We start from the raw sequence: 17,686 nt of genomic DNA on the forward strand, positions 1-17,686 counted from the left end.
TCAGCCCTGCTGATCGTCAGCAGCCGCGGAACCGGCCACCTTCTTGACCTCTTCGGCCACCACGTGGATGGTGGCGGAGTACTTGCCCTGCGTCTTGTCGTCGACGAACGCGCCGGCGTTGTCGATGGCCGTCTCCACCTTGTCGGCGTTCTGCGACAACAGGTCCTTCGCCTTGTCCAGGAATCCCATGCACCTGTCCTTTCCCCGGCAAACCCTACTCAACCGCTGAAAACCCTACTGGCCCGTTCCCCCGCCCTCACGCCAGAGCCGCGGCTGCTCGCCGAGCATCCTGGCCCGGATCCACCACGCTGCCTCGATCGCCGCGGCGCCCAGCACGCCGATCCCGAGCGCGACCATGGTGACCGTCACATTGGAGGGATCCAGCAGGAACTTCTGCCGGGCCAGCGGGACACTGAAGAGCACCACGTAAGCCAGCCCCGAGCCGACGACGAGGCCGACGCGCCACCACTGGTACGGTCGTGCCACTACGGCCAGCACCCACAGCGCGCTGACCAGTAGCGTGATCAGCGCCGCGGTCGACGCCTGATCCTGTTGCCGGAACGTGGCGTGGCGACCCTGGTAGGACGCCAGGTAGGAGACGAACGTCGCAACGCCCACAATCAGTCCGGACGGCAGCGCCGACGTCAGCACCCGCCGCACGAAACCGCGTTGGGCGCGTTCGTTGTTGGGCGCCAGCGACAGGATGAACGAGGGGATCCCGATCGTGAACCAGGCCGCGATGGTGACGTGAATCGGCTGGAACGGATACAGCAGCGGGTCGGCGTTCAGCGGTTTCGCGAACACACATTCGATAGCGACCAGCAACGCCAGCAGCACCGAGTAGACCGTCTTGGTCAGGAACAGGTTGGCAACCCGCTCGATGTTGCCGATCACCCGCCTGCCCTCGCCGACGACATCCGGGAGCGTAGCAAAACTGTTGTCCAGCAGAACTATCTGCGCAACGGCACGCGACGCCGGGCTGCCCGAGCCCATCGCCACACCGATGTCCGCGTCCTTGAGGGCCAGCACGTCGTTGACGCCGTCACCGGTCATCGCCACGGTGTGGCCACGCGATTGCAGCGCATGCACGACGGCGCGCTTCTGGTCGGGACGCACCCGGCCGAAGGTGGTGTGGGATTCCAGGGCGTCAGCCAGGGCCGCGTCGTCGGCCGGCAGCCGGCGCCCATCCATCGTCTCTCCGTGCAGCCCGAGCTCGCCGGCCACCGCAGCCACCGACACCGCGTTGTCCCCGGACAGCACCTTGACGGAAACCCCTTGGGCGGCAAAGTACTCCAGGGTCTTGCGGGCGTCCGGTCGCACCTTCTGCTCGAGCACCACCAAGGCCACCGGGCGGACGCGGCCCGGTGCGTCCGGGCGGTCCACGGGCTCCTCGGCGGCACCCAACAGCAGCACCCGCAGCCCCCGCGAGCCGATCCGCTCGGCCCGCTGCGCAGCCACCGACGCGGGGTCGAGCAGCACGTCGGGCGCCCCGATCACCCAGCTGCCGTGGTCGCGGAAGGACACGCCGCTCCACTTGGTCGCCGACTTGAACGGCGCACTCGCCGTGGCGACCCAGTCCGGTGGGCGGCCATAGGTTGCTGCGATCGCCTGCATGCTGGCGTTGGGTCGCGCGTCGGCGGCGGCCAGCGCGGCCAGGATCTCGGCGAACGTTTCGCGGGGCGCAGCGAGTTCCTCGACGTCGCGAACCCGCATCCCGCTCTCGGTCAGCGTGCCCGTCTTGTCGGCGCAGACCACGTCGACGCGGGCCAGTCCCTCGATCGCCGGCAATTCCTGTACCAGGCAACGGCGTTGCCCGAGCCTGACGACGCCGGCGGCGAATGCGATCGAGGTCATCAGCACCAGCCCTTCGGGCACCATCGGCACCAGCGCACCGACCGTGCGCAACACCGACCGGCGCCAGCCGGCGTGGGTGGTGAACAACTGGGTGTAGATCGTCAGCAGGCCGGCCGGCACCAACAGGTAGGTGATGAACTGCAGGATCCGGTTGATGCCGTTGCGCAGCTCGGAATTCACCAGGCTGAACTTGCTGGACTCCGCGGCGAGTCTGGCGGCATAGGACCCCGGTCCGACGTTGGTCGCCCGGTAGGCTCCGGCACCGGCGACGACGAAGCTGCCCGACATCACCGCGTCGCCGACGTCCTTGGGGATCGGGTCGGCCTCCCCGGTGAGCAGCGATTCGTCGGTCTCCAGGTTGTTCTCCTCGACGATCACTCCGTCGACGACGACCTGTTCACCGGGGCCGAGCTCGATGACGTCGTCCCGCACCACCTGCTCGGGCGGCAGGGCGCGCGTTCCGGATGCCCTGCGCACCAGAGGTTTCGCCTGCCCGAGGATCGCCAGCCGGTCCAGCGTCTGCTTGGCGCGGATTTCCTGGACCATGCCGATGACGCTGTTGGCGACGATCAGCAGACCGAAGAGCCCGTTGATCACCGGGCCAGTCACCAGCACGATCAGCAGCAGCACCCCCAGGATCGCGTTGATCCGGGTGAAGACGTTGGCGCGGACGATCGCGGCGATGCTGCGGGTGGCGCGGTGCGGCGTCGCGTTGCTGTGGCCGTCGGCGACCCGCTGAGCCACCTCGGCGTCGGTCAGGCCGACGGCGCCGGCCGGCGTCATCGGGTGAAGGTCCCCAGCTTGTCGGTGTCGAAGTACTCCACGTTCAGCGTGGCGGCGGGGGATCCGGAGAATACCGCCTTGGAAATCGTTCCGGGCGGAGCGTTTTCGTCGGTGATCGCAAGGGTGAAGGTGTCGCCGTCCCAGTGCGTCAGGGGAAATGTCCGGTTCTTGGGCCCCATCGCCAGCTGCAGCGCGCCGTCGTGTTCGGTCACGATCGCGCGACCCCAGTAGTCGCTGGTGTAGACGCCGAGGTACTCACCGAGCGGCCGGGCCGGCGCGGGATCGGCCGGGGGCTGCTTGCCGACCAGCGAGCCCTCGGGATTGTTCAGCCAGCCCGTCGCCTTCTGGTACAGGCCGGCCCAGTCCTCGCGGATCTGGCCGTACTGCACCAGATCCAGGAATTCGGCGGTCAGTGTCTCCGGCACGCCGATGGGCGCGGCGTTGGTCAGCGCGACGATGGCCAGGTCCTCGGACGGCAAGACGACGAAGTTGGTGGCGGCGCCCACCGTGAAGGCACCGGAATGGCTCAGCTCGGTGCGCCCCGATGAGCTCACCGTGACGTTGAACCCGTGGCCGTAGAAACCTGCGCGCGCCTTGGGGTTTGTGGCCGGGATCGAGACGACCTGGGGGGTGATGGCGGGCAGCAGGGCTTCGGGCGAGGTGATCCGCTGACCGGCGTAGGTGCCGTTGGCCAACAGCATGGTCAGCCAGCGCGCCATGTCGTGGACCGAGGAGCTCACGCCGCCGGCGGCCGATTGGGGGTCGGGATCGCGCTGAAAGCGCGGCTCCCAGGTGTCCCCGACCTTGACGTGACCGACCGCGTGGTCGGGTCGGGCCAGGAAGTCGGCGTAACGCGAACTCGTCGACTCCATGCCCAGCGGCTGGTAGAGCACTTCGGCGGAGAGCTCCTCCCACGGTTTGCCCGCCGCCGCGGCCACCGCCTCGGCCGCGGCGCTCACGCCGAAGTTGGTGTAGGCGTAGCTGTTCCGAAACGGCCCCAGCGGCAGGTACTTCAGCCGCGCCAGCGTCTGGCGGCGGTCATAGCCCAGGTCCTCGAGCTGGTCGCCGGCGTGGTCGGGCAGCCCGGAGCGGTGCGAGTAGAAGTCGGCGACGGTCACGTGGCCGGTGACGTACGGGTCGGACAGCGAGAACCACGGCAGCACCGACGCCACCGGCGTGTCCCAGGCGATCACCTTGTCGGTCACCGCGTGTGCCACCACAGTGGCACCCACCGACTTGGACACCGATGCCAGCTGGAAGACGGTGTCGGCGTCGACCCTGTTGTCCGGATCGTCGCCCCTGCTTGCGTCGCGGACACCGAAACCCTTGGCGTAGAGGGTTTTCCCACCGTGGACGATGGCGACTGCCATGCCCGGGATGCCGCTCGTCTTCATCAGGTCGGCGACCAGGCCGTCGACCTTGGCCACGGCGTCGCCGATGCGGCCGGGCGGGATGACGACGCCCGACGCCTCGTCGGGCGGGACCTTCGACACCGGCGACGACGGGGCCGTCAGGTGCTGCGCGGAATCGCATCCGGTGAGAGCGAGGAACACCATCACGACAGCGGCCGTTGCCGTGCGTTTCGTCATGGGCGAACTCTAACCCGGTGGTGGTGACGCCGCCGTCGTCGCGCACCTCGGCCAGGCGATGCGTCGCTCGACGACCCGGTCGCGCAACCACCTAGAGTGCGGGCGCATGGACATCGTGTTCGTCGACGCCGCCGCCTGGGCCTACGATCCGGACACTCCGTTCCAGCGACCGCTGGGCGGGTCGCAGTCCGCGGCCTGCTACCTGACACCCGAGCTGGTCAAGATGGGGCACCGGGTAACCCTGGCCAGCCGCGACGCCGCGGTCACGGTGGTGCGTGGAGTCCACTGCCAGCCGGTCCCCGGCATCGAGCAGGGCATGCTGCACGACGCCGACTGCGTCGTGCACCTCGGTGGCGTGCACCCCGGGCTCGCCGAATTCCAGGCGCTGTGCCGACCCGGCGCCCGCCACATCCTGTGGACCGGCCTGGCCCACGACCAGCCCTTCGTCGCGCCCCTGGCCTCGCCCGCGATCCGGGCGCTGTTCAGCGGCTTCGCGATGGTCAGCGAGTGGCAGGCCGACTGTTTCCACCAGGCGTTCGGGCTCGATCCCGCCCGAATCGGCATCCTGCGCAACGCCGTCGGCCCGGCCTTCGCCGAGTTGTTCGCCGAGGCTCCGATCTTGCCGGCCAAATCGGGCCCGCCGACCCTGTGCTACACCAGCGCGCCCTACCGGGGCCTGGATCGGCTGTTGGCCGCCTTCACTCTCATCCGGGCCGCGGTGCCGGACGCCCACCTCGACATCTACAGCAGCATGGCCGTCTACAACGCCCTGCTGGACCCGTTCCGGCCGCTCTACGAAGCGGCACGCAGCGCGCCCGGCGTCACCTACCACGGTGCGGTCGCCCAGCCGGCACTGGCCCGCGCGCTGCAGGGCGCCACCATGCTCGCCTACCCCAACACCTTCGCCGAGACGTCCTGCATCGCCGTGATGGAGGCGATGGCGGCCGGCTGCACCATTGTCACCAGCGATCTCGGCGCGTTACCCGAGACAGGCGCCGGTTTCGTCGAGCTGATGCGCCCGCCGGCCGATCCACACGCACATGCCGAGGCGTTCGCCGACCGTGTCATCGAATCACTGGCCGCACGCGAGTCCGATCCTGCCGGCACCGAAGCGCACCTGCGGGCGCAGGTCGACCACACCGTCGCCGAGAACAACTGGGCGCGGCGGGCCGAGCAGTGGCACACCTGGCTCACCCTGCTGGTCTGACATCCACGCTCAGAGCCGCCACCACGGGTCGGTGCTCATCCGCGCGGACGGCTCGATGCGTTGCCCGGGCAGCGGGACCGCCGCCTCGACGCCGGCGGCTTCGGTGGCCTCGAGAAGACGTTCGACGGGCTCCGCCCAGGGATGCGGAGCGAGGCGGAACGTACCCCAGTGAATGGGCACCAGCAGGCCCGACCCGGCGCTCGTCAGGTCGAGGTGAGCCCGCACCGCCTCCTCGGGGTTCATGTGGATGTCCGGCCATGCCGGGTTGTAGGCGCCGATGGGCAGCAGGGTCAGGTCGAAAGGCCCATGGTCGGCACCGATCCGGGCGAAGCTCTCGGTGTAGCCGGTGTCGCCGCCGAAATAGGCGCGATGACGCGGCCCGACCATCGCCCACGACGCCCACAGCGTGGTGTTGCGATCCAGGAAGCGCCCCGAGAAGTGCCGCGCCGGAGCACAGACCACCGTGAGTTCGTCAACCCGTGCGCTCTGGTTCCAGTCGAGTTCGACGACGCGGTGCTCGGGAATACCCCACGCGCGCAGATGTGCGCCCACCCCGAGGGGAACGAAGAACGGCGCCCGTTGAGTACGCGCGAGCCTCATGACGGTGTCGATGTCGAGGTGGTCGTAGTGGTCGTGGCTGATGACCACCGCGTCGAGGGCGGGCAGCGCCTCCAGCTGCACCGGTGGCGGATGCAGCCGCTCCGGGCCGACCACGTCCGACGGCGAGCATCGCCGGCTCCACACCGGATCGGTCAGCACCCGGTAGCCGTCGATCTCCACCAGCGCCGTGGAATGACCCAACCAGCTCACGGCCAGGCCGGAGTCATTACCGAAGATTCCGGGCGAACTCAACGGGATCGCGGCCTGCGGGCGGCTTTTGGCGCGTCCGGCCACCAAATCCCACGCGATCAGCCTCAGCTGCTCGCGGTCCATGGTGAACATCGACACCGGGTCGAGGTTGACGAAGACGCCGTCGCGACAGTGCGGCGAGCGCTCGGTCACCGCCCGGATCGCCGTGGGGTCGGCACCCAGCGCGATCGGTGCACCGTGCAGGGCACGGACCACCCAGCCGCCGGCGGCCAGCGAGGCCGTGCCGGCGGCGAGTCGCAGCGCCGCGCGCACCATGTCCGTCAGGCGCCCGTGAAGTTGGGCGGCCGCTTCTCGATGCGGGCGACCTGGGCCTCGATGACGTCCTGGCTCGCCCACGCCTTGTCGAAGAGTTCCTTGTGCACGGGCAGCTGGTCGTCCATGGCGCCGTCGTCGTTGAGCACCCGCTTGGCGTGCTGGATGGCCAGCGGCGCCAAACCGGCGATCTCGGCGGCCCACGCCTGGGCGTCGGCGAGCGTCCCGATGCGGTTGGCCATCCCGGTCTGCAGCGCAGTCTCGGCGGTCAGCTTCTCGGCGGTCAGCAGCATCGCGCCGGCCCGCCCGTGACCGACCAGCGAGGCCAGTCGGCGGATGCTCCAATTGTCCAGGGCCAGGCCATACTTGGAAGTCGGGAACTGGAAGAACGCCTCGGGTGCGACGACCCTCAGGTCGCAGCGCATGGCCAGCTGCAGGCCCGCGCCGACGGCGGGGCCGTTGACCGCTCCGATGACCGGGATCAAGGTGGCGTCCATCAACCTGTGCAGTTCGATGAGCCGCTCGGGGTAGTCGGCCGCGAACACGTCACCGCTGAGGTCGGCGCCGGCGCAGAACGCGGTCCCCTGCCCGGTGAGCACGATCGCCCGGACCGTCCCGTCGCCGGCTTTCTGGAAGGCTTCCCGCAGCTCCTCGACGAGCTGGGAGTTCAGTGCGTTGCGGCGCTCGGGTCGTTGCAGCTCGATGGTCAAGACGGCCTCGGCCTGGGTGACACCGATCATGAAGGTCACCTTATATAGCCTCGTGTCGTGAGTCGTATCACGGCCGGTCAACTCCGGGACGCGGCGCTCGATGAGGGGTCCTTTCTCAGCTGGGACAGCGCGCCGCCACCGCTGCAGCTCAGCCAGTCCTATGCGCAGGAACTGGCCGACGCCCGCGCCGCCACCGGACTGGACGAATCGGTGCTCACCGGCGAGGGCCGCATCTTCGGGCGTCGAGTGGCGTTGGTGGTCTGCGAGTTCGGCTTCCTGGGCGGCTCGATCGGGGTGGCCGCGGCCGAACGCATCACCGCCGCCCTCGAGCGGGCCACCGCCGAGCGATTGCCGCTGCTGGCCTCGCCGAGTTCGGGCGGTACCCGCATGCAGGAGGGCACCGTCGCGTTCCTGCAGATGGTCAAGATCGCGGCCGCGGTCACGCTGCACAAGCAGGCCCACCTGCCCTACCTGGTGTACCTGCGCCACCCGACCACGGGCGGGGTGTTCGCGTCGTGGGGGTCGCTGGGGCATGTCACGGTCGCCGAGCCGGGCGCCCTGATCGGCTTTCTGGGCCCCCGCGTGTACGAGCTGCTGTATGGCGAACCCTTCCCGGAAGGTGTGCAGACCGCGGAGAACCTGCAGCGTTACGGAGTCCTCGACGGGGTCGTCGCCCTCGACGAGCTGCGGGGCACGCTGGACCGAGCGCTGAGCGTCATCGCCGACCCCGCACAACCGCTGCCGGACCCGGCGCCGGCGCAACCGGTCGCCGACGTGCCGGCCTGGGATTCGGTGGTGGCTTCGCGGCGGCCGGACCGACCGGGCGTCGGGCATCTGTTGCGGCACGGCGCGAGTGACGTGGTGCTGTTGTCGGGCACCGGGGGCGCGTCGACCACCCTGCTGGCGCTGGCGCGATTCGCCGGCCAGCCCGCGGTGGTCCTCGGCCAGCAGCGAGGTGCCGGCGGGTCGGAGAAGGGACCAGAAAACGGCCCAGAAAAGGGCCGCGTAGGGCCGGCCGCATTACGCGAGGCCCGGCGCGGCATGGCGCTGGCCGCCGAACTGCGCCTGCCTCTGGTGCTGGTGATCGACACGGCCGGGCCCGCGCTGTCGGCCGACGCCGAGCAGGGCGGGCTCGCCGGCCAGATCGCCCAGTGCCTGTCCGAGCTCGTGACGCTGGACACCCCAACCGTGTCGGTGCTGCTGGGACAGGGCAGCGGCGGGCCGGCACTGGCGATGGTGCCCGCCGACCGGGTGCTGGCCGCCCTGCACGGCTGGCTGGCGCCGCTACCACCTGAGGGGGCCAGCGCGATCGTCTTCCGGGACACCGCGCACGCCGCCGAGCTCGCCGCCAGCCAGGGGATCCGCTCGGTCGAGTTGCTGGGCGCCGGGATCGTCGACGTCGTGGTGCCCGAGGAGCCCGACGCCGCCGAGGAGCCGGTGAAGTTCAGCCGGCGGATGTCGCGCGCCATCGCCGCCGAGCTGCACGCGTTGCGCGACGTGCCGGACGACGAGCGGCTGGCCACGCGGCTGCGACGCTACCGCCGCATCGGCGTGCAGCCAGAGACCTGATCGGAACTGTCGGCGCGACTTTCCCGCCGCGTCCCACGGTCGACGACCGAAATCCGGCAAAATGTCGAGCATGGACACTGGAGCGACCTCACCTCGGGTTTTGGTCGTCGACGACGACTCCGACGTGCTTGCCTCGTTGGAACGCGGTCTGCGGCTGTCCGGTTTCGAGGTGTCGACGGCGGTCGACGGCGCCGAAGCCCTGCGCAGCGCGACCGAGATGCGCCCGGACGCGATCGTGCTCGACATCAACATGCCCATCCTGGACGGGGTCAGCGTGGTCACGGCACTGCGCGCCATGGACAACGACGTGCCGGTCTGCGTGCTGTCCGCCCGCAGTTCGGTGGACGACCGGGTGGCGGGGCTGGAAGCCGGCGCCGACGACTACCTGGTCAAACCGTTCGTGTTGGCCGAGCTGGTGGCGCGGGTGAAGGCGCTGCTGCGCCGTCGCGGCGCGACCGCGACATCCTCGTCGGAAACCATCACCGTGGGTCCGCTGGAAGTCGACATCCCCGGCCGACGGGCCCGGGTCAACGGTGTCGAAGTCGACCTGACCAAGCGGGAGTTCGACCTGTTGGCGGTGCTGGCCGAACACAAGACCGCGGTGCTGTCCCGCGCCCAGCTGCTGGAGCTGGTCTGGGGTTATGACTTCGCCGCTGACACCAACGTCGTCGACGTGTTCATCGGGTACCTGCGCCGCAAGCTGGAGGCCAACGGAGGGCCCCGCCTGCTGCACACCGTTCGCGGGGTCGGGTTCGTACTGCGCATGCAGTGACCGAGTCGGAGCAGGTCATGCGCATCTTGGCGCGGACCTTCGCCCGCACGCCCTCGCTGCGAACGCGGGCTCATCGGTGGCGACAGTGATCGGCGCCGCGGCGGTGTTCGCCGGGCTGCTGGCGGTCTTCGCGGTGCGGCCGTTCACACAGCTCGCTCGGCACACCCGCTCGATCGACGCGAACGACGAGGCACCTCCGTTTTTGCCCGCTCCGCGGGTCACTTTCGCCGGGAGGAGTTGCGCCAGGGCGTGAAAGCGGCCCGCACGGCCGCTTGCTCGTCCTTGAACCAGACCTGAGCGACGGTGAGGTGATAGACAGGGTCGTCGGGAGTGTAGAAGAGCCTGGTATCCGAGCGGCCCTTCACCGACCAGCCGGACGGTCCGCCACCCTCGGGGGTGGCGCGCGCGGAGCCGGGACCATAGGGCGCATAGGGCAGCTTCGGCCGCTTCGCCGGCGCACCTTTGGCGGGCCGCGGCCTTTTCCCGGGCGGGGCTTTGGCGGGCGGGGCTTTGGCGGGCGGGGCTTTGGCGGGCGGAGCCTTGGCGGGCGGAGCCTTCTTCGCCGGTGGCGCCTCGGCGGGCGGAACCTCTCTCGACGGGACCGGCGGTACCGGACCCATCGTCGACGGCCACTCGTGGGGTGCCGGGAAATCCGTGGTCATCGAATCCTCGACAACCGGGGCCTGTTCGGCGGCCGGAACCGTCGCTGAGAGCAACTCGACAGCATCAGCTATCTGGACGGTGGGCGACTCGAGAGCGGTCGGTAGTGGGCCGGGCCGCTCCGTAGCACCCGCCATAGCGGCCCCCACAGACTGCTCCAACAGCGACGAGCCCTTGGGGGGTCGGAGTATCAGCACCGACGTCAGCACCAAGCCCATCACGAAGGACAGGCCGACCAGCCACCAGTGCACGTGACTCATCGCCGCACACCGGTATCCTGGCCGGTCGGATCGGCAAGTACCTTCCCGGCGGCAAAGCGTTTGATCAGTCTCGTCGCAATCACCCAGGCGACGACCGAGCCCGCCACGAAAGCCGTCAGATACCACAACCATTGGACGATCAAATCCATGCTGCTTCTCCTCAGCTGACCACGATGTCGACGCGGCGATTCTTGGCGCGGTCCTCGGCCGTGTCGTTGGGAGCGACCGCGTCTACCGAACCCAGGCCCCTGACCGCCAACTGGCCGCTCGGGACGCCATGGCCGGCCAGAAAGTCGGCGACTTTCTGGGCTCGCTGGCTGCTCAGCGCAATGTTGATGGCCTCGGTACCGTTGTCATCGCTGTAACCGTTGATCGTCGCGCGCGCCGTGGGACAAGCCTTGAGCTTGTCCGCCACCTCACTGAGGATTTGCTCGTCGGCCGGGGTCAAGCTGAACCCGTCTTCGCCGAATGCGATGCGCCCGCCGGTCACCGCGTTGATGGCCGACGGCAGATCAGGGCACGCCGCGGGGGCCGGAGCAGGTGAGCCGGGCGATGCCGGTCCCGCGACCACAACGCTGTCGACCACGTTCAACCCCGACCACGTGGTCGCGGCGGCGCGTTGGGCGGCGATCTTCTCGTCCTGCGATCCGGCAGTACCCGCCACGACGATGGTGTTCCCGTCGACCGTCAGACGGAAATCGAGAATCGGCGCGCTGTCTTTGAAAAGCACTCCGGCGTTTGCAAAGTCGAGGGAGTCCACTTTGGGGTCGACAATCGTTTGATCGACGATGTTGATTCCCGGACCCAGCGCATTCTTGATCGCAACGATCAGCGCCGCCTTGGCGGAATCATCGGGGAATTTGCCGCTCACCGTGATGTCGTTGCCGTTCCGGACCAGGGAAAGCGGCGCCAAGGACAGCTTCGGGGCACCTGACGTGTTCGACGGCGTCAAGGTAGGGACCGCCCCGCTCGGCCCGCTGGTGGCAGCGGGGCGGTCCAAGGCACCGTCGCCGATCACCGCTATCAGCAGCGGAACAACGACGAGAGCAATCAACCAGGGCAGGCCGAGCGATCTCCGAAAAGACAACGGAATGACCAACAGGGCGATCAGCCAGGGACGACCCAACGACCGCCGGAACATTTCCGGACTGCGCCGCGAGTCGGTCGTTTCGGGCGTTCGGCTCAAATCCGTCCCTAAACTCAATTCCGCCCCCTAGCTCGAATTCCATCCTCATGCCAGTCGGTTCTGCGGGCGCTATGCAGCCTACCCAGTCCGCAGCGCTGCGAGGTTATGTCGGGCACACTGGAGCGGTGGGCAACGGCAGCAAACCGAGCGACACCGATACCCTGGGAGAAATCCGCGCGATCTGGTCCGTGGACGGTTCGTCCTGGCCGGCCTGCTCGGCCAAAGGGCCACGACACGGGCGCAGGGCGCACAGGTCAAGGTGAACATGGTGGTGCGGCGGCTGCCCCGCCGCACACCCTGTTCGCCGGCGCCGACCCGGACATCCTGCGGGACCGGTTGACCGAGTCGGTGCTGACGTCGCTGAATTCCGTTCTGGCCGAGCCGATCCAGGACGTGTTGATGCCCGACGCGCACGACCGGCCGTGCATCGAGGCCACGACCACCCTGGATCTGCATCGCACCCTGGCGATGACGGAGGGCAACATCTTCCACGGCGGGTTGTCGTGGCCGTTCGCCGCCGACGACGACCCGCTGGACACCCCGGCGCGGCGCTGGGGAGTCGCCACGGCCAACGACGGGATCATGCTGTGCGGCGCGGGGGCGCGTCGCGGCGGTGCGGTGTCGGGCATCGGGGGCCACAACGCCGCGATGGCGGTCCTGTCGTCCCTGTGACAGAGCCGCCCGACGGGCCTACCGCCCGTCGATACCGACGTAGTCGCGCTCGGTGTAACCGGTGTAGATCTGGCGCGGACGGCCGATCTTGCTGTCGCCCTCGTCGTGCATCTCACGCCAGTGCGCGATCCAGCCGGGAAGCCGGCCCAACGCGAACAACACCGTGAACATCCGGGTCGGGAATCCGAGGGCCCGGTAGATCAGGCCCGTGTAGAAGTCGACGTTCGGGTAGAGCTTGCGCTCGATGAAGTAGTCGTCGGTCAGCGCCGTCTCTTCGAGCTCCTTGGCAATGCCCAGCAGGTCGTCGTCGCCGCCGAGCTTGGCCAGGATCTTGTCGGCCTGCTCCTTGACGATCCGGGCCCGCGGGTCGTAGTTCTTGTAGACGCGGTGGCCGAAGCCCATCAGCTTGACACCGGCCTCGCGGTTCTTGGCTTTCCGGACGAATTCCTCGACGCCGTCGCCGCTGTCGCGGATCTGCTCGAGCATCTCGAGCACGGCCTGGTTGGCGCCGCCGTGCAGCGGACCCCACAGCGCGTTGATGCCGCCGGAGATCGAGGTGAACAGGTTGGCTCGGGACGAGCCGACCAGGCGCACCGTCGACGTCGAGCAGTTCTGCTCGTGGTCGGCGTGCAGGATGAACAGCATGTCCAGCGCCCGCACGATCTCCGGGTCGACCACGTAGGGTTCGGCCGGCAACCCGAAGGTCATCCGCAGGAAGTTCTCCACCAGGGTCTGCGAGTTGTCCGGATACAGGAACGGCTGCCCGATGGACTTCTTATAGGCGTACGCCGCGATGGTCGGCAGCTTGGCCAGCAAGCGGGTGGTCGACAGCTCCACCTGCTCGTTGTCCATCGGGTCCAGCGCGTCCGGATAGTAGGAGCTCAGCGCGTTGACGACGCTGGACAGCACCGGCATCGGGTGGGCGTTGGGCGGAAAGCCGTCGAAGAACCGCTTGAGATCCTCGTGCAGCATGGTGTGTCGCTGGATCCGGTTGGTGAACTCCGCCAGCTGCGCCTTGTTCGGCAACTCCCCGTAGATCAGCAGATAGCTGACCTCGATGAATGTCGACTTCTCCGCCAGCTGCTCGATCGGGATGCCCCGGTACCGCAGGATGCCGGCATCGCCGTCGATGTAGGTGATGGAGCTCTTGGTGGATGCGGTGTTGACGAAACCGTTGTCGAAGGTGGTGTACCCCGTCTTGGCCAAGAGAGACCCGAGCGCAATACCGTCGTTTCCTTCGGTGGCGCGAACGACTTCCAAGTCGATCTCGCCCCCCGGATACCGGAGGGTTGCGCTGTCGTCGATGTCGGCCACGAGAACCCCTTTGCACTCTGGCTGGTCTGATTATGGCTGGCCCGCACTGGGTGCGTACTACTGAAGGTAGTCGTTCTCGCGGCGGCGCGCCTGCCCGGGGTCGGGTTCGCCGGACGTGCGCCCCTCTGGCCGGGCGAGACCCGGCACCACCGACGCATCCGCACACAGCCGGCGGCGGCGGCGGTCGACGCCGGCGAGACGCACCGTCAGGGCTGCAGGCGTTCGACGCGGCCGCCGCTGACCCGAATCCGGTTGTGCAGCCGATTCTCCCGCCCCTGCCAGAACTCCACCACCTCGGGCGCGATGAGGTACCCGCCCCAACTCGGGGGCGTCGGCACGCATTCGGAATCTGCGAACCGCGCGGTCACCTGCGCCAGCTGGTCAAGCAGCGCATCCCGCGACGCGATCGGGCGCGACTGATGCGACGCCCACGCTCCCAGCTGTGAGCCGCGCGGCCGCTTGGCCCAGTAGCCCTCGGTGACGTGGGCATCGACCCGGCTGACCGGCCCGCGGATGTGGACCTGGCGGCCCAGCCGGAACCAGGGAAACGTGGCCGACGCGAACGGCGTCGCGGCAATCTCGTTGCCCTTGGCCGAGTCGTAGTTGGTGAAAAATGTGATTCCGGTCTCGTCGGCGCTCTTGCACAGCACCGTCCGGCTGACCGGTAGTCCGTCCGCGACCGTGGCCAGCACCATGGCGTTGGGCTCGGCCAGCCCGGCCCTCTCGGCGTCGTCAATCCACTTGCGGAACAACGCAAGCCAGCCCTCAGCCAGCCAGCCGGCATCCAGATCGGGACTGCCGTCTTTTTCCGCCGACCCGTATTCCACCCGCATCTGCGAAAGATGCATATTGTCCGGCCCTGCCATCCACACCACGCTACCGTTCGTGACGCGGTAGCTACCGGCCGGTAGGAGAGCTCCCGCAAAGAGGTGCGAGAATTTTCCTATGACTGTGGTCCCGGATGACTTCGTACCCGGCCTCGAAGGCGTGGTCGCCTTCACCACCGAGATCGCCGAACCGGACAAAAACGGCGGCGCGCTGCGCTATCGCGGTGTCGACATCGAGGATCTGGTGAGCCAGAAGGTCACGTTCGGCGACGTCTGGGCGCTGCTGGCCGACGGCAGGTTCGGCCACGGGCTGCCGCCCGCCGAACCCTTCCCACTGCCGATCCACACCGGTGACGTGCGTGTCGACGTACAGGCGGGCCTGGCGATGCTGGCACCCATCTGGGGCTACAAGCCGCTGCTCGACACCGATGACGCCACCGCCCGCGCGCAGTTGGCCCGGGCGTCGGTGATGGCGCTGTCCTACGTCGCGCAGTCCGCGCGCGGCATCTACCAGCCGGCGGTTCCCCAGCGGGTCATCGACGAATGCCCCACCGTCACAGCGCGTTTCATGACGCGGTGGCAAGGTGAGCCGGATCCCAGGCACGTCGAGGCCATCGACGCCTACTGGGTTTCGGCAGCCGAGCACGGCATGAACGCCTCGACGTTCACCGCGCGGGTGATCGCTTCGACGGGGGCCGACGTGGCCGCGGCCTTGTCCGGTGCTATCGGCGCGATGAGCGGGCCGCTGCACGGCGGGGCCCCGGCCCGGGTACTGCCGATGATCGAGGAGGTCGAGCGCACCGGTGACGCCCGCGGCCTGGTCAAGGGAATCCTGGACCGCGGCGAGAAGCTGATGGGATTCGGGCACCGCGTTTATCGGGCCGAGGACCCGCGCGCGCGGGTGCTGCGCGCCGCCGCCGAGCGGCTCGGCGCCCCGCGCCACGAGGTCGCCGTCGCCCTCGAGCAGGCCGCGCTGGCCGAGCTGCGCGAGCGCCGCCCGGATCGCGCCATCGAAACCAACGTGGAATTCTGGGCCGCGGTGATCCTGGACTTCGCGCGGGTTCCGGCCAACATGATGCCGGCGATGTTCACCTGTGGGCGCACCGCGGGATGGTGTGCCCACATCCTCGAGCAGAAGCGACTGGGCAAGCTGGTCCGCCCGTCGGCCATCTACGTCGGACCGGGCCCGCGCAGCCCGGAGGCGGTCGAGGGCTGGGAGCGGGTGCGCACCAGCGCCTGAACGGATGCGCACCAGCGCCTGATCTTCGCGCGAGCGTAGCCACACCGCGAATTTCGGCCCAATTTTTGTCACTGTGGTTACGCTCGCGCGTGGGCGGCTGCCAAGGCGCGAGAAAGCATATCTACGCCAATTGTTGGGGAGGGTTCGCTCTCCGGCTGGGGCAGAAGCTGAAGGCTCGTGGAACCACAGCTTGTCGAGGTGGCGGCAAGGTACAGCAGCACCCGTCGTCAGAAAAGCCCCAGCCGGCGGCGTGGCCGGGGTTGCGCTGCAGCAGCGGCGGCGAGCATGTCGGCGACCTCGGTGAACTTGTTGCGCGGCCGCCCGTCGCGACGACCGCGGGCGATTTCCGCGGCGTCGATCGCACGCCACCCCGCCGAGCCCACGACGTCGGGCCGACGGGCCCGCACCAGCTCGTCGAGCGCCCGGGGCCGGGCCTGCGGCTCTGACAACGCGCCGGCGTTGAAATCGGCGACCAGGGCCTGCACGGTCTGGACGGAGCAGGACTTGTTGGTGCCGATGAACCCCGTGGGACCGCGCTTGATCCACCCGGCGACGTACGCGCCGGGAACCGGCCGGCCGGAGCCGGGATCGAGCACCCGGCCATACTTGTTCGGCACCGTGCCGGCTGATTCGTCGAACGGAAGATCGCGAATCATCCTGCCGCGGTAGCCGATCGACGTCAGCACCAGGCCGGCATCGAGTCGGCGCGGCTCCCGGGTGCCGGTGACCGAGAACTCCACGCCAGCGGCACGGCGCTCGCCGACCACGCGCTCGGTGTGAGCTCGTAGGCGAATCGGATTCGCGGGCGCCCGGCCCCCGAGGGTGGCGCCGAACCGTCGCCGAGTGCGCTCAGGATCTCCAGCTTGTTCCTGGTCAACGCGTCCGACGCCGTCGCGCGATCCCGTGCGACCAGATCGCGGTCACCGGCATCCAGCACAACCTTCGACGAGCCCGTGAGCCCGATCAGCTCGGGCAGCGTGAACGCCGACTGGGCGGGACCGCGCCGCGCGGCGATCACCACTTCACGCAACGCGGAGCCACGTAAGGCGTCGAGTGCGCGGTCGGAGATGTCGGTGCGGGCCAGGTCTTCCGGGTCCGCGGTGAGCACCCGGGCCACATCGAGCGCGACATTGCCGTTGCCGATGATCACCGCGCGCTCGTGGCCCAGATCGACCGGCAGCTCGGCGAAGTCGGGATGCCCGTTGATCCACGCCACCACCTGGGTGGCGGTTCCGGTGCCCGCAATACCCACGCCGTCGATGTCGAGCCGACGGTCCTCGGGCGCACCGACGGCGTAGAGCACAGCGTGATGATGCGCCAACAGCTCGGCATGGCTCAGGTGTTCGCCGACCTCGACGTTGAGGTAGAAGCGGAAGTCGCGGTGACCGACGACGCGATCGAAGAGCCGGGTGACCGTTTTGGTGTCCTGATGATCGGGTGCGACCCCGGCGCGCACCAGGCCGTAGGGGGTGGGCAGCTTCTCGAACACGTTGACCCGCACGCCATTCTGGGTGAGCAGTTCATCGGCGGCGTACATCGCCGCCGGCCCGGATCCCACGATCGCCACGCTCAGCGGCCTGCGACGGGCCCGCACCTCGACCGCGGGGATCACCGGGGCCAGCTTGGAGGTGGGCGGCAGCTTCACCCCCGCGGGCCGCTTCGGGTAGAACGACGCGTTGATCTCGATGAACGGCAGCTGCCTGGCTTCCAGCCGGGCGTCGGGCGCGATGGCGCCCGCCGGGCAGGCGCTCACGCAGGCCCCACAGTCCACGCAGGCCACCGGGTCGATGTACAACATCTCCGAGTCGGCGAAGCCCGGCTCGTCCGGTGTCGGGTGGATGCAGTTCACCGGACACGCGTAAACGCAGGACCCGTCGTTGCAGCACGACTGGGTGATCACGTGCGGCATGAAAACCCGGAA

14 protein-coding genes and 3 pseudogenes are annotated in these 17,686 nt (G+C 68.9%); 6 read left to right on the plus strand and 11 right to left on the minus strand.

Annotated features, from left to right (window positions below):
* From AC2VOK_RS19125 to AC2VOK_RS19135, 3 genes are read right to left on the minus strand one after another with little or no spacing between them, the layout of a single operon-like run.
* A complete protein-coding gene (locus AC2VOK_RS19125; protein WP_428901873.1) occupies positions 1-189 on the minus strand; it encodes an antitoxin in 189 nt (62 codons plus the stop codon).
* 45 nt (positions 190-234) lie between these two features.
* On the minus strand, positions 235-2,637 hold the full coding sequence (locus AC2VOK_RS19130; protein WP_428901874.1) for a cation-translocating P-type ATPase: 2,403 nt from the start codon (positions 2,635-2,637) through the stop codon (positions 235-237).
* On the minus strand, positions 2,634-4,226 hold the full coding sequence (locus tag AC2VOK_RS19135) for a serine hydrolase (protein WP_428901875.1): 1,593 nt from the start codon (positions 4,224-4,226) through the stop codon (positions 2,634-2,636). The genes AC2VOK_RS19130 and AC2VOK_RS19135 overlap by 4 nt, the downstream gene beginning before the upstream one ends.
* Positions 4,227-4,332: 106 nt before the next feature.
* Here AC2VOK_RS19135 and AC2VOK_RS19140 point away from each other — a divergent pair, with 106 nt between their 5' ends.
* On the plus strand, positions 4,333-5,433 hold the full coding sequence (locus AC2VOK_RS19140) for a glycosyltransferase family 4 protein (protein ID WP_428901876.1): 1,101 nt from the start codon (positions 4,333-4,335) through the stop codon (positions 5,431-5,433).
* Between the two features lie 9 nt (positions 5,434-5,442).
* Here AC2VOK_RS19140 and AC2VOK_RS19145 read toward each other — a convergent pair whose 3' ends face one another.
* Both AC2VOK_RS19145 and AC2VOK_RS19150 read right to left on the minus strand, forming a co-directional pair.
* Entirely contained in the window at positions 5,443-6,558 is a 1,116-nt protein-coding gene (locus AC2VOK_RS19145; RefSeq protein ID WP_428901877.1) for an MBL fold metallo-hydrolase, read from the minus strand.
* A 5-nt stretch (positions 6,559-6,563) separates the two neighbouring features.
* The gene (locus AC2VOK_RS19150) at positions 6,564-7,295 is read right to left on the minus strand and encodes an enoyl-CoA hydratase (RefSeq protein ID WP_428901878.1); all 732 of its coding nucleotides are present in this window, start codon (positions 7,293-7,295) and stop codon (positions 6,564-6,566) included.
* Between the two features lie 27 nt (positions 7,296-7,322).
* Here AC2VOK_RS19150 and AC2VOK_RS19155 point away from each other — a divergent pair, with 27 nt between their 5' ends.
* From AC2VOK_RS19155 to AC2VOK_RS19165, 3 genes and pseudogenes are all read left to right on the plus strand, one after another.
* Positions 7,323-8,834, plus strand: coding sequence for a carboxyl transferase domain-containing protein (locus AC2VOK_RS19155; RefSeq protein WP_428901879.1), 1,512 nt, complete (start codon positions 7,323-7,325; stop codon positions 8,832-8,834).
* 61 nt (positions 8,835-8,895) lie between these two features.
* Positions 8,896-9,606, plus strand: a complete 711-nt coding sequence (gene prrA / locus AC2VOK_RS19160) for a two-component system response regulator PrrA (protein WP_421530868.1) — start codon at positions 8,896-8,898, stop codon at positions 9,604-9,606.
* An 88-nt stretch (positions 9,607-9,694) separates the two neighbouring features.
* A pseudogene (locus tag AC2VOK_RS19165) lies at positions 9,695-9,802 on the plus strand (hypothetical protein); the annotation flags it as partial.
* Positions 9,803-9,824: 22 nt separating this feature from the next.
* On the opposite strand, the gene arfC reads toward AC2VOK_RS19165, so the two are convergent.
* The 3 genes from arfC to arfA are packed head-to-tail and all read right to left on the minus strand — an operon-like array spanning position 9,825 to position 11,667.
* Positions 9,825-10,526, minus strand: coding sequence for a channel accessory protein ArfC, sunset domain variant (gene arfC / locus AC2VOK_RS19170; RefSeq protein WP_428901880.1), 702 nt, complete (start codon positions 10,524-10,526; stop codon positions 9,825-9,827).
* Positions 10,523-10,675, minus strand: coding sequence for a channel accessory protein ArfB (gene arfB / locus AC2VOK_RS19175; protein WP_428901881.1), 153 nt, complete (start codon positions 10,673-10,675; stop codon positions 10,523-10,525). Before arfB ends, arfC begins: the two co-directional genes overlap by 4 nt.
* A gap of 11 nt (positions 10,676-10,686) precedes the next feature.
* A complete protein-coding gene (arfA, locus tag AC2VOK_RS19180; protein WP_428901882.1) occupies positions 10,687-11,667 on the minus strand; it encodes a channel-forming protein ArfA/OmpATb in 981 nt (326 codons plus the stop codon).
* A gap of 333 nt (positions 11,668-12,000) precedes the next feature.
* Between arfA and AC2VOK_RS19185 the strand changes: the two are divergent.
* Positions 12,001-12,384, plus strand: a pseudogene (locus AC2VOK_RS19185) (NAD(P)/FAD-dependent oxidoreductase); the annotation flags it as partial.
* Between the two features lie 18 nt (positions 12,385-12,402).
* Here the strand turns inward: AC2VOK_RS19185 and AC2VOK_RS19190 are convergent.
* Together AC2VOK_RS19190 and pdxH are read right to left on the minus strand one after the other, a co-directional pair.
* The gene (locus AC2VOK_RS19190; protein ID WP_428901883.1) at positions 12,403-13,698 is read right to left on the minus strand and encodes a citrate synthase; all 1,296 of its coding nucleotides are present in this window, start codon (positions 13,696-13,698) and stop codon (positions 12,403-12,405) included.
* A gap of 206 nt (positions 13,699-13,904) precedes the next feature.
* Positions 13,905-14,564 (minus strand): pyridoxamine 5'-phosphate oxidase, encoded by a 660-nt coding sequence (gene pdxH / locus AC2VOK_RS19195; RefSeq protein ID WP_428901884.1) that lies wholly within the window; start codon positions 14,562-14,564, stop codon positions 13,905-13,907.
* Positions 14,565-14,643: 79 nt separating this feature from the next.
* On the opposite strand from pdxH, the gene AC2VOK_RS19200 reads away from it, so the two are divergent.
* On the plus strand, positions 14,644-15,765 hold the full coding sequence (locus tag AC2VOK_RS19200; protein WP_428901885.1) for a citrate synthase 2: 1,122 nt from the start codon (positions 14,644-14,646) through the stop codon (positions 15,763-15,765).
* 227 nt (positions 15,766-15,992) lie between these two features.
* On the opposite strand, the pseudogene AC2VOK_RS19205 reads toward AC2VOK_RS19200, so the two are convergent.
* Positions 15,993-17,674 (minus strand): annotated as a pseudogene (locus AC2VOK_RS19205) (FAD-dependent oxidoreductase).
* Between the last annotated feature and the right edge of the window lie 12 nt (positions 17,675-17,686).

This window comes from Mycobacterium sp. TH-M116 (genome assembly GCF_057473685.1).